Source organism: Granulicella sp. WH15 (genome assembly GCF_009914315.1).
Classification (GTDB): domain Bacteria; phylum Acidobacteriota; class Terriglobia; order Terriglobales; family Acidobacteriaceae; genus Edaphobacter.
The window spans coordinates 4,246,511-4,262,125 of record NZ_CP042596.1 but is presented as its reverse complement, the minus strand read 5'-3'; the positions used below and the strand labels follow the sequence as shown (position 1 = coordinate 4,262,125).

The 15,615-nt window shown below is 58.1% G+C and carries 9 protein-coding genes; 6 read left to right on the top strand and 3 right to left on the bottom strand.

The genetic code is table 11. The annotated features are described in order from the left end of the window. The first annotated feature begins 18 nt into the window (after positions 1-18). The gene (locus FTO74_RS17655) at positions 19-1,281 is read left to right on the top strand and encodes a mandelate racemase/muconate lactonizing enzyme family protein (RefSeq protein ID WP_220399049.1); all 1,263 of its coding nucleotides are present in this window, start codon (positions 19-21) and stop codon (positions 1,279-1,281) included. A gap of 23 nt (positions 1,282-1,304) precedes the next feature. Next, a complete protein-coding gene (locus FTO74_RS17650) occupies positions 1,305-2,276 on the top strand; it encodes a hypothetical protein (protein ID WP_220399048.1) in 972 nt (323 codons plus the stop codon). Positions 2,277-2,561: 285 nt separating this feature from the next. Here FTO74_RS17650 and FTO74_RS17645 read toward each other — a convergent pair whose 3' ends face one another. From FTO74_RS17645 to FTO74_RS17635, 3 genes are all read right to left on the bottom strand, one after another. Next, a complete protein-coding gene (locus FTO74_RS17645) occupies positions 2,562-2,936 on the bottom strand; it encodes a MerC domain-containing protein (RefSeq protein ID WP_255462645.1) in 375 nt (124 codons plus the stop codon). A 155-nt stretch (positions 2,937-3,091) separates the two neighbouring features. Next, positions 3,092-5,845, bottom strand: coding sequence for a TonB-dependent receptor (locus tag FTO74_RS17640; protein ID WP_162539325.1), 2,754 nt, complete (start codon positions 5,843-5,845; stop codon positions 3,092-3,094). A 161-nt stretch (positions 5,846-6,006) separates the two neighbouring features. Then, entirely contained in the window at positions 6,007-6,315 is a 309-nt protein-coding gene (locus FTO74_RS17635) for a hypothetical protein (RefSeq protein ID WP_162539324.1), read from the bottom strand. Between the two features lie 187 nt (positions 6,316-6,502). Between FTO74_RS17635 and FTO74_RS17630 the strand changes: the two genes are divergently transcribed. From FTO74_RS17630 to FTO74_RS17615, 4 genes are all read left to right on the top strand, one after another. Continuing rightward, complete coding sequence (locus tag FTO74_RS17630; RefSeq protein WP_162539323.1) at positions 6,503-9,313, top strand: response regulator; 2,811 nt, start codon at positions 6,503-6,505, stop codon at positions 9,311-9,313. After that, entirely contained in the window at positions 9,310-10,266 is a 957-nt protein-coding gene (locus FTO74_RS17625; protein ID WP_162539322.1) for a diguanylate cyclase, read from the top strand. The genes FTO74_RS17630 and FTO74_RS17625 overlap by 4 nt, the downstream gene beginning before the upstream one ends. A 152-nt stretch (positions 10,267-10,418) precedes the next feature. Then, complete coding sequence (locus FTO74_RS17620; RefSeq protein WP_220399047.1) at positions 10,419-11,702, top strand: hypothetical protein; 1,284 nt, start codon at positions 10,419-10,421, stop codon at positions 11,700-11,702. 336 nt (positions 11,703-12,038) lie between these two features. Then, positions 12,039-15,530: a carboxypeptidase regulatory-like domain-containing protein gene (locus tag FTO74_RS17615; protein WP_162539320.1), complete on the top strand. Its 3,492-nt coding sequence runs from the start codon at positions 12,039-12,041 to the stop codon at positions 15,528-15,530. The last annotated feature ends 85 nt before the right edge of the window (positions 15,531-15,615 follow it).

The following is a 15,615-nucleotide window of genomic DNA, read 5'->3' as shown; positions in this document are numbered from 1 at the left end:
CAAAGAAAGGAATAAATTATGACGCAGTATTCGAGAAGGTCATTATTGAAGGGTGCTGCTCTGCCGGCCCTTGGAACCTTTGCCCTTCCTACATTGGCTGCGGCAATACAGACAAACAGTTCACCACAGCAACGTCCCAGGATGAAGATTACAGACATACGTACGGCTCAGGTTAATGTACATGGGCCACAGACTCATGTACGTGTTTACACGGATTCAGGGCTCTATGGACAAGGTGAATCGACTGATGCGGCGGTCGGTACAGCATCATTGGTGCGCAGCTTTCGCAGGATATTGATCGGGCAGGATCCTCTCAATGTCGAGGCTTTATGGGAGAGAGTACGGGTCTCCGGAATCTTCGCAGGGGCGCAAGGTGGTCAATATATTACTGCGCTGACCGGGATTGAGATAGCGCTCTGGGATTTGGCAGGAAAAATACTCGGACTACCCGTGTATCAATTGTTAGGTGGTAAGTTTCGCGATAAAGTGAGGATCTATTGCGACTCCGACATGGATGACCCACTTGGTCCCGAGTCGGATAAGAAACTTCCCTGGATCAAAAGCAAAGGATTCACTGCGATGAAAATCGATCTGGATGAGGCCAAGGATCCCGCACGGTTTGACTCGGTCAATTGGACGGCCAGCAATGGTGAGATCGATCGCATGGTGAAGTGGGTAGCTCACGTTCGTGAGTCGATTCCAAAGGAGATGGATCTGGCCTGCGATATGCACGGCCGCTACGATGCTCCTACGGGCAAGAAGGTCGCAAAAGCGCTGGAGCCATTTAGGCTGCTCTGGCTTGAAGAGCCAGTTCCGCCTGAAGATATCGATGCAATGGCCGACATTCGGCACTCAACGTCGACGCCTATCTGTTGTGGAGAAAATTTGTACATGCGGTGGGGATATACGGAGTTACTCCAGAAGCAGGCGGCTGACATCATCATGCCGGATATTCAAAAAGTAGGTGGGCTTTCTGAAGCGAAGAAGATCGCGAATATGGCGCAAGCCTATTACATTCCGTTTGCTCCTCACTGCGTTGTATCGCCGATTGGGCAGATGGCCTCAGCTCATGTCTGTGCGGCAGTACCTAATTTCCTCGTCTGTGAGTGGCACTGGATCAACCATGTGGATCTTTGGACAACATTTGTGAAAGAGGGCGAAATCATTGTGAACGGCTATATTACTGTGACTGACAAGCCTGGTATTGGAGTTGAGATGGATGAAGATGCTGCCAAGAAGGCGCAGATCAAAGGTACACCCTGGTTTGAACCTAATCTGTAACGCCACGAAGGAGATAAGTTAAGATGCTAGATCGTACATTGAAGTGGAACGTGGCAGTTGTTGTATGTTGGATGGCGTTCATTGCTGCTGTCCCAAAGGTAAAGGCGCAGCAGGAGTTTTTTACACGTGAAGATGTCATTAAGTACACGCCCGACTGGCAAGGAGAGCGGTTTGCTGATGGACGGCCGAAGGTGCCGGATAGCATTCTGGACCGCATGAAGACAGTGACTCTCGAAGAGGCCTGGGCTACTCTGCAGGAGGCCAACTTTATGCATCAGTATGAAGATGGATGGCTTTCCATTCATTCCGATAAAGTGTTGGTTGGGAGAGCGCTTACGGCTGTGTGGATGCCGGGACGGCCCGATATTCAGAAGGTGATCGAAGAGCAGGGCGTGAAGGATCACAGAGCTGGTGCGATGAATGCATGGCCAGTGGATATGCTACAACCTAGGGATGTCTATGTTGCCGATCATTTTCAGCTCAAGGTGGATGGGCCTTCAATTGGTGATAACGTGGGCAATGCCATTTATGCGAAATCTGGGAACGGAATTGTTTATGACGGGGCTGTTCGAGATATCAATGGACTTGATGAGCTTCCAAACTTTACGGCGTTCGTGCGTTCTTATGATCCCTCCCATCACTATGGCTCGTTGCGAACGGGAAAGCTGCTGAATTCGACGATGGTCAGTATTAATGGGCCCGTGCGTATCGGTCATGCGTTGGCGATGCCTGGAGATGTTGTTCTAGGTAGAAATGGTGGAGTGATTTTTATTCCTCCACAGCTAGCGGAAAAGGTAGTGAAAAGCTCCGAGCGTACGCATCTGCGGGATATGTTCGGACATCAGCGTCTTCAGGAAGGGAAGTACACTGCCGGGCAGATTGATGCACGCTGGACTCAGGTTATCGAGCAGGATTATATGGGATGGCTAAAGCAGAATGAGGATCATTTGCCAGTTTCCAAAGAGCAGATCGAGGAAATACTGAAAGAGCATTGATTACTATTTGTAGCCAGCGTAGAAATAATTTTTAAGATTGGTAGCCTTGATAGGGCAGGGATTGAGTTAGTCGCGGAAGGAAATTCCAAGCCATGCTCCAGCGGCAACAGAGAGAAGGCAGAGTAGGGCAATCAGCAGTATTGTCCACCTTTGCCTGATGCTAAGGCGAAGACGCTGGAGTCGCTTTCTGCTGCCGCGGAAGCGTCGTATGCGATGCGAATAAGCCATAGTATGCCTCGCTTGTCGTAGAGTGCTATTTCATCAAGCTGGCTTATGCTTTGTTGTCTAGGTGCAGGCCGTACATTGTTTGCAGAAAGTGTGGTTCTGCCGGTGTGCGGTGATCATACAGATACTTCCGGCCAATGTAATTGCCACCTCAAGCCAGTGTGAGGGCAGTCGGTCTCCGAAGAGTGCGCCTGTAGAGATAAGTGCCAGGCCAAGCGCCATGAGAGCGAGGATCGACCGCCTCTTATGCTTCTGATATCCGGAAAGGATGGCTACTGCTCCGAGTATCGTTACCAGGATGGCCAGTACTCGGTGAGTTGTTTCTTCGGCTGGTAGCAGGTGGGCATAAACCGCCATTAATGAGAGCACGATAGGTGCTCCGACGCAGTGAACAAAGCAGGCGGCTGAGGCGATGATTCCGATCCGATCTACCATTCCCACCAGGGATTGACGTTGCCACATGGAGTGACTTCTCCTGCTGCAGGATGCAGCGAATTGCAAATTTGTAAATAAAAAAGGATGGAACAAAGCGTGTTTGTATCGACCGAAGAATCTCGGCCGATACGAACACGCAATGGTTGTGTCGCGGGTTAGAAGTGGTAACCGAGCTCCGCGGTAAAGGTGCGCGGAGTAAGGTAGTGGGTTCCACTGAACGTCGAAAGGAAGTTGTACAGCGCGTACTTGTTGGTTAGGTTGACGGCCGTGCCGCGAAGGCTCCACCGATACTTCACACCGTTAAAGAGATTGTCTTCTCCAATTGATGCGTCGAACACATTGCGCGGCGCAATGCGTGGCGGATTCTTGTCGTCGTTCTCGGTGCCGGGTGCGGGGATGCTGAGCAGCTTCGAGGAGATCTGCGAGGCCAGGCAGGTTGTGGGTAGAGCCGCGTACGGCGTGGCTTTCACGCCATTGCAGACGAGTCCTGCTTCAAACTCCTGATCGGCGGTAAAGCCACTCAGGTCAACCGCAGGTTGCCCATTGATGGTTGTGGAGATCGGCTGGCAGAGGCTGTTGGGATCGGTCGTGTTGTAGCAAGGAGCGGAGCCGGCAGTAAGTCCGCTGTCGTAGCGCCAGTTGAAGCCGACCCACGGGCCGCGTTTGTGGGGAAACTGGTACTGCAGGTGCGTTGTCTCGTTGAACTTTTCATCGTGGTCGATGCGGAAGGGATAGGTGCTTCCCTGCTGCGCCGGTGCAGCACCAGCGCCTGCGCTCTGCGGCGGGAAGAAGCGTGCAGCCACCGAGGACATGATGACGAAGGCGGAGAAGCTATGGTAGTTAGGAACATCGACGCGCAGAGCAAAGCCCGGGATCTTTGAGTTATGCCAGTCAATGGGGAAGGTGATGGGGGTGTTGCCCAGGACGCTGAAGTCGAAGGCGTTGTGAGTGTACTTCCAGATGTAATCGCCGCTGAAGATCAGGTTCTTGCCGAAGGCCTGCTGCAGTCCGGCATGAAACTCATTCCTGAAGCCGGGCTGTAGGTTGCTGGCCGCGGGAGAGATCCCAGGGGAGCAAGCCAGCAGCGGGTTCAGCACATTATTGCCGCAGCCCTGGCTGGATAGAACGAGGTTCTCGTTGAAGGGAGTTTCGAGCGTACGCGCATAGGACACACGCAGCACAGTATTGGTCTGTTTGATAGTGTAGGCGACGCCAAGTCGTGGCTCAGCCTGTCTTGCGATAGTAAGTCCGTTATAAAGATCGCCGCGGATGCCTAGATTAAAGAGCCAGTTACCAGTCTTGATTTGATCCTGAATATAAAGAGCGAGTTCTTTTACGTCGGTATGTCCGAAGTAGTTATAGAGTGAGCCGCCGCGAGTAAGGTCATATGGTGCAAGGTCAGGGTTATAAAAGCCACCTACCGAGGGATCGTTGGAGAAGCTATTGATCCCATCGCACTGCGAAGGATCGGTAAAGCCCGGCAGTCCGCTACCTGTCCCATCGACGCAGGGTGCATTGGTGGCGGCGTTAACCAGGCCAAGGTTGTCATGCTCGCGGAGAAATGTTTGCGAGTAGAAGACTCCAGCCTTGATATTGTTGATGCCCTTTGCATAAGAGTAGTCCGCGTGCACGCCGACGTTATTCAGCGAGCGAGCCTGGGAGATGGACTGAGCCTGAATCGGCCCCAGGTCGGCCAGAGGATTGTTGCTAGGGTAGTAGTTATAAGCGTCGCGCCGAACATAAGCCCCCACGTTGAAGACCGAGTTAGCTCCAATGGTGTGCGTGTAAGTCGGTGCGATATTGAAGGTAACGATCTTCGATCTCTGATCGGCATCGCCTACACTGCCGATGACCGGGTTGGCGCTGCTCCCGGCGCTGACTACATTTTGAACATTCAGATTGTCGTAAGCGTTTGGCGTCTGGAACCACGAGCGGCTCAGACCCAGGTTGACGTGGATGGAGTCGCGCGGAGAGAGTTGCCGGTCGAAGCGATCGAAGCTGTTGACTTCGTTGCCCTTATCGTGGAAGACAACAAACTCCGGCGGATCGAGAAAGCGTCCTGTGTTCAGTCCGTCTACCTCGATGAAGTTACCCCACTTATCGCCGCCATAGCTCAGGTCCACCGAGCCGGTCGCCGAGCCGAAGGTGCCGTACGAAGCGGTAATGGCTCCAGTCGGCGTATGCACGCCCTGTCCCGAGCGGGTGGTCACCTGGATCACGACGCTGGTCTTGCCGCCGTACTCAGCCGGAGGTGCGCCGGAGATAACCTCGAGCGATTGCACCGAGTTAGAAGGAATCTGGTTCGAAAACACCTTGCTCTGCTGGTCTGTAATGGGTTGGCCGTCGATGGAGAAGGAGTTGGAGGCGTGGTCGCCGAGGCCGTGGAAGAGACCGTTTGAGTCGGCCGCGATACCCGGCGAGGCCAGCGTAACCAGCGAACTGAGAGACGACGACTGGCTCTCCAGGGGAAGTCGATCAAAGAGCTTGCGGTCGACGTCGGTATGGAAGGTCGAGTCGTTTTCGAGCAGGTCGCCCGCATCGACGTTAACCACAGTGGTGCTGCTGCCCGCCTTCAGGCTGATCGCGAGAATGATGGGCACGAACGAACGCACATCGACATCCCGGGAGATCGTCGAAAATCCTGCCGCCGCAATCGTAAGGTGATAGGGATTCAGTGGAAGATTGGTGAGCTGATACTTGCCCGCGCCGTCCGACTTGGTCTGCTGGGCATAATGACTTACAGGGTTTTCCAGAGTAATGGAAGCACTCGGAACAACCGCGCCGGAGGCATCGGTCACCGTGCCATAGACGGTGCCGGAGCTTCCAGCCGATTGCGCGAAAAGGGCTGATACAACTGAGACGAAAAACACGAATGTAACGACAACACTGCGTCGGATAGACGTGTGCATACACAACCTCCCTGAGGTTTAAAGGCCTGAATTGTTCTTTAGAAACGCTGTTCTCGAACGGATAACTCCGTGAGACTCTGTCCCATCGATCTAGGGGTGCCAGATACAGTTAGTCCTGCTTAGTGGCAGTTCTAAGTCGAGTGGCGCTGCATCTAGGGGCTTTAGGCGTTGGCAGGCGGGGGGCGTGTAAACAGCGCGAATCGGGATAAGGTACGTGGGCGGGCAACAGGAAGTGCTGCCTCTACTTTGGAATAGACCTCGGACGCCGGTATCTGCGGAGGTGCCGCTGTAAGCTGAATGGTCAAATGCGCTGTAGCGCACAGGCCGCAATCAGCACGCGAAACGCTGCCTTGGTTGTGAGAATGGACGACAGACAGTGTTCCGCCAAGCAGCACCAACGCAATGCACAACAGGCCGATGACGATCTTCCATGGCAACTGCATGTGAATGGTGGTGTACTTGCGGATCATAGATTGAATATAGTTTATGTTTCTGTCAATTGATAGCGAACACTCAATATCCATATGGGGAATGAGATCTGTATTTCTGCTTAAGTTCCTGCAATCAGTGATAGATAGAGTCACAAAGCGCATACCGGATCAGGCTCGGAAGTAAGTATGATTGTGATGGGGATTTATCGGCAGCAGAGGTCAATTCATGGAAGCAACTGCTACTTTTCTTATCGGGCACTATGACTATCGGCTCGTCGCCTTGTCGATTCTGGTTGCGATCTGTGCCGCCTATGCCGCGCTTGACCTGGCAGGCCGTGTCACTGCCTCTCACGGCTTTGCCAAGCTCGTCTGGCTTATCGGCGGTGCGGTCTCGATGGGGCTCGGTATCTGGGCCATGCACTATCTGGGCATGGAGGCTTTCCGGCTGCCGGTCAAGGTCTACTACGACTGGCCCACCGTGCTGCTCTCGACGGCCGCGGCCATCGCGGCTTCGGCGGTGGCGCTCTTCGTCGTCAGCCGCAAGACCATGGGAACCGGTGCCATCGCGGTAGGCGGCATCCTGATGGGGGGCGGCATCGCGGCCATGCACTACATCGGCATGGAGGCCATGCGCTTGCCTGCCATGTGCATGTACTCCGCGCCGACGGTCATTCTCTCGGTCGTCCTCGCGATCCTTATCTCGTCCGCAGCCCTGTGGCTTACCTTTACAGTGCGCAGCCAGACCGACACCTGGAGCTGGCGCAAGACAGGCAGTGCCGTCCTGATGGGGCTTACCATTCCGATCATGCACTACGTCGGCATGGCGGCAGTACGTTTCACGCCCGCGCCGCTCGACCCCGCCAGCCTCGACCACGCGATCAATATCTCGCAGGTCGGAGTGACCGGTATCGCGTTGGGAACTCTCTTTGTACTGGGCGGCGTCTTCATCGTGGCCTTGCTCGACCGCCGTTTCTCCCTGCAGGCGCTGCAACTGGAGCTGAGCGAGCAGCGTTATCTCATGATGGAGGAGATGACCGCCGAACGCGAGCGGACCCGCGCCGCCGAGGCGGGAAGCCAGGCCAAGAGCGAGTTTCTCGCCAACATGAGCCACGAGATCCGCACCCCGCTCAACGGCATCATCGGCATGACCGACCTCGCGCTTGAGACCGAGCTGACGCGTGAGCAGCGCGACTACCTGGAGACGGTCAAGCTTTCCGCAGACTCCCTGCTTAACGTTATTAATGACATCCTCGATTTCTCGAAGATCGAAGCGGGCAAGGTCGATCTTGAAGTGATCGACTTTGACCTGTACGAGTGCATCGAGGGCACTCTGAAGACGCTCGCCCTCCGCGCTGATGAGAAGGGGCTCGAGCTGCTGTGCGAGGTTGCCCCCGACGTCACCGAGTCGGTCGTCGGCGACCCCGGCCGCCTGCGCCAGATTTTGCTCAACCTGGTCGGCAACGCCATCAAGTTCACCGCCGAGGGTGAGATCGCGCTCAAGGTCCAGGCCGAGCTGCTCGAGGACAAGTGCACCACGCTGCACTTCATCGTCTCCGACACCGGCGTCGGCATCGCGCCCGAGAAGCTGACCACCATCTTCGATTCCTTCAGCCAGGCCGACACCTCCACCACCCGTGAGTATGGCGGCACCGGCCTCGGCCTCACCATCTCCCGTCGCCTCATCGAAATGATGGGCGGCCGCATCTGGGTCGAGAGCGATCCGGGCGTTGGCTCCCGCTTCCACTTCACGGCCAAGCTGGGCACGGATGCCGTCCGTCAGGTCGTCGTGGAGAACGCCGCTCCCGGCACCCTGCGCGGGGTTAAAGTGCTCATCGTCGACGACAACCGCACCAACCGCCGCATCCTCGAGGGCTTGGTTACGCGCTGGGGCATGAAGCCCACCGTCACCGCCGACGGAGAGGTTGCGCTGAAGCAGCTCGAGGCCGCGCAGGCCGCGCGCGAGCCCTTCGACCTTATCCTGACCGACATGCACATGCCGAAGATGGACGGCTTCACCCTGGTCGAGCAGATCAAGGAGAAGATGGAGCTTTCCACCTCGACTATCATGATGCTGACCTCCGGCGGCCAACGCGGCGACGCCGCCCGCTGCGAGGAGCTGGGCATCTCCGCATACCTGCTCAAGCCCGTCCGCCAGGTGGAGCTGCGCGAGGCGATTGCCCGTGTCTTGGCCTCTAAAGAGCAGGTGGGAGCCAAGCCCTTGATTACCCGCTACACGCTGCAGGAGGAGCGCGATCCCTCCCGCAGCCTGCACATCTTGCTGGCCGAGGACAACGTCGTCAACCAGAAGCTTGCCACCCGTATGCTTGAGAAGCGTGGCCACCACGTCATCGTCGCGAGCAACGGCCGCGAGGCTCTTGAGGCGCTCGACCGGAAGACCTACGACCTGGTACTGATGGACGTGCAGATGCCGGAGATGGACGGTCTGACGGCCACCCGGTATCTCCGCGAGAAGGAGCTTGCCGCAGGGAAGGATCACCATCAGCCAGTCGTCGCCATGACGGCTCTGGTGATGAAGGGCGACCGCGAGCGCTGCATGGAGGCGGGCATGGACGGCTACCTCTCCAAGCCCATCCGCCCGCAGGAGCTGGACGAGGTGTTGGACCGCTACCTGATGCAGCAGGGCGACGAAGAGCCTATGGCCACCGAGCCGGTAACCACCGACTCAGAGCCGTCCGCAGTGGACGCAAAGGAGCTGATGCGCCGCATCGACGGCGACCGCGAGCTGCTGGCCGAGCTGCTCGAGCTCTTCCGCGCCGACTATCCGGAGCAGATGGGCCGCGCCCGCCAAGCCGTCGCCGCAAACAATCCGGGCGAACTGTACAGCATCGGCCACACGCTCAAGGGGGCCTTGGGCAACCTGGCTGCCACCCGCGCCGCCGAGCTGGCCGCAGAACTTGAAACCATAGGAAAGACCGGCGAGCTTGCGCCAGCTCTGGAGACGCTCTCCCGGCTGGACGAGGAGCTTGTCCGGGTGATTGCCAAACTTGAAGAACTTGCAGTGGAGCTGGTTAAGTGAAGATCCTTGTAGCAGATGACGATCCGATATCTCGCCGCATGATGGCTCGCATCCTTGAGCAGAGCGGCTATCAGGTAACCACAGCCGCCAACGGACGCGAGGCCGTCAGCGAGCTGGCCAAACCGGACGGCCCCCGCTTGGCGCTGGTCGACTGGATGATGCCCGAGCTGGACGGCCTGGGCGTCTGTCGAGAGGTCCGCAACCTCCACGAAGAGTCCTATATCTATATAGTGTTGCTCACCTCCAAGGAGTCGAGCGAAGACGTGGTGCAGGGCCTTGAGGCAGGCGCGGACGACTACCTGACCAAGCCCTGCGATCCCGCCGAGCTGAAGGCCCGGCTGCACACCGGACGACGCATCCTGGAGCTGGAAAACAAGCTGGTCGAAGCGCGCGAGAATATGCGTTTCAAGGCTACGCACGACGCCCTCACCTCGTTGTGGGATCGCGGAGCCATCATGTCGCTTCTGCAGAGCGAGCTAAGCCGCTCCCGTCGAGACGGCCTGCCGGTTTCGGTGATCCTCTGCGACGTCGATTACTTCAAGTTTATCAATGACACCCACGGCCACCAGGCGGGCGACTCGGTTCTCGAAGAGATCTCCCGCCGCATGCTGTCGTCGGTGCGGGCGCACGACTCGGTCGGCCGTTACGGCGGGGAGGAGTTTCTCATCGTCCTCGGCGGCATCGACCGGGATCACCTCCAGCTCCGCGCCGAGCAGCTACGGAACGCGATCCGCTCCACTCCCTGCGAGACCGTCACCGGCCCACTTCTTGTCTCGCTCAGTGCCGGAGCTACCACCATCGAATCTTGGCAGCAGCCGGTTTCGGTCGAGCAGGTATTGAAGCTGGTCGACCAGGCTCTCTATAGGGCTAAGGAGCAGGGGAGAAATCGCATCATCTATGCAGACTCGCCAGCACCGGAGATAGTAGCTGCGGCGGAAGCTGCAAAACCTTAGCCAAACTCGGCAGCATCTACCCCTGGTACTCCGTGCTGCGGCGTGTCTTCCCCTTTTGGGACGCGCCACGGCGTATCCTAAAGACGCGCAGGCCGGAATGATATTCGCAGACTGGAATCCCCGTTACTGGAATTGATATGCTTAGATCTGAAGTGGAACAAGATCCCAGTATCGAACTGAGCGACGAGAAGATTCGGGAACAACTCGACCTGCTGGTACAGGACACAGTCTTCCGTTCCAGCAAGCGCTCCATCGAGTTTCTTCGCTACGTCGTCGACCAGACCTTAAAAGGCTCCGCGGACCAGATCAAGGAGCGCACCATCGGGGTCGAGGTCTTCGGTCGAGCGCCCTCCTACGACACCAACATGGACCACGTCGTCCGCACCGCGGCTATCGAGCTGCGCAAGCGGCTCGCCATCTACTACGGCGAGGAGAAGCACCGTTCCGAGATTCGTATGAGCCTGGTCCCCGGCTCTTACGTTCCCCACTTCACGCTGCCCACGCAGCCCCTGCCGCCGGAACCGGAGGTCGCCCCGGAGCCTGCCGCTTCGGCGGCTCCGACAACCATCGCCACGGCCCAGGCCGAGGGAAGCGTTCCCCCGCCAGAGCCCACTCCCGCCGCGACCATCTCCGCCGCCTCCCACCGGCGCTCGCTCTTCTTCGGTCTCGGCCTCGCCGTTCTCGTGATCCTCAGCGGCGTGGCCTACGGACGCTTCCACGCTCAGGCCACTCAGGACATCTTCTGGCGTCCCATTCTCGACTCCCCCGGCTCGGTCTTGCTCGCCGTCGGCGACGTGCCCAACGGCCCCCCGACCCCCAGCCCCACGGCGGACAACCAGGACGCCTCCCTCCCGACCCTCCAGGCCACCGCCGCCCCCACCGTCCCCTTCGCCGACATGGTCACCATCGCGAGCGTGGTGGGTACCCTCGAGTCGCACGGCAAAAAGGTACTCATCCGCCGCGAGAGCGTCAGCTCCTTCTCCGATCTGCGTGAGGGGCCAGCCGTTCTCATTGGAGCCTTCAACAACGAGTGGAGCCTCCGGCTTACCAACCAGCTCCGCTACACCTTGGCCCTCGACGCCGAAAAACACCTTATCTATATTAAAGACACAAAAAATCCCACCAGCCGCGCTTGGAGCTGGGGAACCGACCAGCCCAAGGTGCACAAGCACGGCGGCCCGGCACTGCACGACTTCGCCTTGATCTCCCGCATTTGGAACTCAGACACCGGCCACGTCGTCATCGTCATTGGCGGCCTCTACACCTACGGCACCCAGGCCGCAGGCGAGTTCCTCACCGACCCCAACCTCGTCCAGTCCATCGTCAAGTCCGCACCGCTCGACGACGCCCACCGGAACCTCCAGATTGTGCTTGGAACCACCGTAACCGACGACACACCCGGCCCTCCGAAGGTTTTGGCGGTCTCGGTGGAGTAGCCGTTTTGCCATCAGAGCAGCCCTTGAGTAAATTTGTTAAGCATAAGAAAATAAACAAGATATTCCAAAACCTGACGGTCAGGAACCGTACCTGTCTATCTTGTTGTCTCTTTGCGTCGATACAAAGCCCTTCGATCAGCTGAGGTCCCATCCTCGCGCAGCAGGCATCAAACCAATGCGCGACGATTATGAGGAGCCAAACGATCAGGGAGCGAATCAGGCGTGTCAAAACTACGCATTCTATCGACCGGAAGCACTCCGGCCCCTCGTTTCTTCCTCCCCGGCGTTATCAGCAGACAAGCACTAACCCGCAGTAATGTTTTCCAGGAGACCTACATGAACACCGCCTTCCGGCTCATCCGAGGCATCGCCCTCGCCTGTGCCCTTTACCTTTGCCTGCCCAGCGCAGCCTTCGCCCAGGGCTTGGGAACTATTAACGGTACGGTCGTCGACTCCACCGGTGCCTCGGTACCCGGCGCTACCGTAGTCCTCACCGAGATCAAGACCGGCCAGACCACCACCGTCCAGAGCCACGACGACGGTCTCTTCGTCTTCCCATCCGTTCCCCCGTCGAACTACAAGCTGGACGTCTCCTCCAAGGGATTCCAGAACTACGACCAGACCGGCATCCTCCTGCAGGCCGACCAGAGCCTGACCATCAACGTTCCCCTGCAGATCGGCTCCGAGACCCAGACCGTCACGGTCGAGGCCAACGCGGCTCAGATCAACGTCACCTCAGGCGGTGTCTCACAGGTCATCGGCGAGCAGCAGGTCATCGAGCTGCCCCTCAACGGCCGTAACGCGGCCAGCCTCACCACGCTGGTAGCCGGTGTCGTCACCGCTCCCAACGCCGGCGCCGACCAGGGCGCCACCAAGACCTTCCCCTCAGCCGTCACCATTTCGGCCAACGGCACCCGCGTCGGTCAGACTAACTACCTGCTCGACGGTGGCAACAACGTCGACGAGTACACCAACGTCAACGCGCCCTTCCCGATGCCCGATGCGGTCCAGGAGTTCAGTGTCGCCACCAGCAACTACAACGCCGAGTACGGCCAGAACGCCGGCGGTGTCGTCAACATCATCACCAAGAGCGGCGGTAACAAGTTCCACGGAGACCTCTTCGAGTTCGTCCGCAACCGTGCCTTCAACGCGGCCAACTACTTCAGCTACGTCAACGGCGTAAAGACCGTCGATCCCCTGAAGCGCAACCAGTTCGGCGGCACCGTCGGCGGCCCGGTCGAGATCCCCGGCCTCTTCAAGAACAAGCACACCTTCTTCTTCGTCGGCTACCAGAAGACCATCGCGCACACCTCTTCGGTCAGCGCTACTGCTGACACGCTGCCCACCGCCGACCAGCTCGCGGGCAACTTCAACTTCACCAGCGCGGCCGCTCCCGGCACCACAGCCTTCAACAGTGCCTGTATTGCGAACCCCTCCCTCGCCACCACTCCGGCGAATGCGGCGCAGTGCTACCCCTACACGGCCAATGGCGGCAACTCGTACACCGCTCACATCCCCACCACCGCCTTCAACAAGTCCTCTCTGGCATTGCTGAAGTACCTGCCCACCCCGGATGCGAATGGGTCCTTTACCTTCGTGAAGCCCAACTTCACCTCGCTCGGTGAGGTTACCGCCCGCGTCGACCAGGATCTGACCTCGAAGGACCGGTTGACCGCCCGCTACTTCTCCGATGGCTACAGCCTTCAGGGTGTGCTCAATCTCCAGAACCTGCTCACCTATGCAGACTCGGCCAACATCCACTACTACAATGCGTTGCTCTCCGAGACCCATACTTTCTCGGACCACATCCTCAACAACCTGATCGTCAGCTACCAGCTCGAGCAGGCTGGCCGCGGACCGCTCCCCGGATCGATCAATGTTAACGATCTCGGCGTCAACATCTGGCAGCCTGACTTCAAACAGATCAACCAGATCCTGGTTGGAACCACCAGCGCCACCTTCTTCAACATCGGCGATAACCCGCAGGGAACCTTTAACCGCGCCAACTACACCCTCGGAGACGACGTTCACATCCAGGCCGGCAGCCACAACATCGCCGTCGGCTTCCACGGTGAGCAGTCCAAGGTAGACGTCAACAATCTCTACCAGCAGCCTGGTCTCTTCACCTTCAACGCCACCGTTACCAACGACGCGATAGCCAGTTTCCTCACCGGTTATGTGCAGCAGTTCAGCCAGGCATCGGGCCAGTTCCTCAACCTGCGTGGCCACTTCTTCGGCTTCTACGGTCAGGACGCCTGGAAGATCGGCCGTCGCTTCACCCTCACCTACGGAGTTCGCTACGAGCCCTTCCTGCCCTGGCATGAGAAGGAAGGCCGCATGGGCAGCTTCTTCCCCGATGCCTACGCCTCCAACACCCACTCGACGGTCTTTCCGCTCGCGCCTGCCGGTCTCAAATTCGCTGGCGACCCCGGTTTCAACCCCAATGGCGTGCCGAACATCTACACCCACTTCATGCCGCGCATCGGTTTTGCATGGGATGTTTTTGGCGACGGCAAGACCAGCCTTCACGGCGGCGGCGGCTCCTTCTACGACTCCCGTATGAGCAGCGTGTTCTATAACATCTACTCCAACACCTCGCCGTTCATCACCAACTTCAACGTCAGCTCGGTCCTCGGTTCCACCACGGCCGGCAATACTGTCATCAACTTCAGCGATCCTTATGGCAGCACCGGAAGCGCCAATCCGTTCCCGGCGGCACAGCCTCCGCTGAACACCTCGCCGATCCCGACGCAGGCGTTCCTCACCTACGATCCGTTCCGGCCCTTTGCTACGCCAATCACCTACTCGTACAACCTCACGCTGGAGCAGCAGATCACCAACAACCTCTTGACTCGCATTGCCTACGTCGGCTCTCATAGCAGCCACCAGTGGGTGCCAGTGGACATCAACCCGACGTTGAACGCGGATGCGGTGCCGGTTAACGATCCTCGTTACAATCGTCGCCTTTATAATCCGACCGGTTGCTCTGCTACAAACAGCTGCTATACCCAGTCCATTACCGAAGCCAACATGGGCGGTAACGCAAGCTACAATTCGCTGCAGTTCTCCGCGGAGCAGCGTATGCGCTCCGGTCTCACCATCCTGGCCAACTACACATGGTCCAAGGCAATCGACAGCACCGCCTACAACCAGTCTTCTACCGCCATTGCTTCCAGCAGCTCTTATGTCTTCCCGATCTATGAGCCCAACTTCAAGCGCCTCGATCATGGCCCGTCAGACTTCGATCACACTCACGTAGCCTCCATCTCGTTCGTGTACGAGGTTCCCAAGGTCTTGAAGGACGCTCCGGGAGCGGTTCGCTATATCGTCAACGGCTGGCAGGCTTCGGGTCTCTTCCAGACTCGCAGCGGCGATCCCCTCACAATCCTTGCTGCGTCAAGCAACATCGATGGTTCCTCGCAGAATCGTGATCGTGCAGTCCTGATCCCAGGCGTCAACCCCTATGGTGGAACGGCCTGCGGGACCACTGCTCACTGCAAGAATGGCCTCAATCCGGCTGCTTTTGCTAATCCGACGGCTAATCCGGCCGCCCCTGGGAATAGCTACGGCAACATCGCCAAGGGTTCCTTCCGCGGACCACGTTACACCGACGTGGATATGGCCCTTACCCGCAACTTTGCTGTCACGTCCCGGGCTGCTCTGCAGGTACGTGCCGAGTACTTCAACCTCTTCAACCACACCAACTTTGGCGATCCTAATACGACACTCGGCGGACCGTTCGGCCGGATTACCGGTACGACCCCGCAGAACGGAGCCAGCGCGAACGATCCCCGTATCGCGCAGTTCTCCGCCAAGCTGGTCTTCTAACCGCCTCCTCGGTGCTCCGAGTAAGGTTGGCGAATGAGGCCACAGATATCCCGTCTCCCCAGGTCTTCGGAGATATCTGTGGCCT

What these genes read in the sequence shown, in the direction of transcription:
- FTO74_RS17630 (WP_162539323.1), top strand. Translation starts at nt 6,503, where the DNA reads ATGGAAGCAACTGCTACTTTTCTTATCGGGCACTATGACTATCGGCTC.
- FTO74_RS17615 (WP_162539320.1), top strand. Translation starts at nt 12,039, where the DNA reads ATGAACACCGCCTTCCGGCTCATCCGAGGCATCGCCCTCGCCTGTGCC.
- FTO74_RS17650 (WP_220399048.1), top strand. Translation starts at nt 1,305, where the DNA reads ATGCTAGATCGTACATTGAAGTGGAACGTGGCAGTTGTTGTATGTTGG.
- FTO74_RS17635 (WP_162539324.1), bottom strand. Translation starts at nt 6,315, where the DNA reads ATGATCCGCAAGTACACCACCATTCACATGCAGTTGCCATGGAAGATC.
- FTO74_RS17655 (WP_220399049.1), top strand. Translation starts at nt 19, where the DNA reads ATGACGCAGTATTCGAGAAGGTCATTATTGAAGGGTGCTGCTCTGCCG.
- FTO74_RS17640 (WP_162539325.1), bottom strand. Translation starts at nt 5,845, where the DNA reads ATGCACACGTCTATCCGACGCAGTGTTGTCGTTACATTCGTGTTTTTC.
- FTO74_RS17645 (WP_255462645.1), bottom strand. Translation starts at nt 2,936, where the DNA reads ATGGTAGATCGGATCGGAATCATCGCCTCAGCCGCCTGCTTTGTTCAC.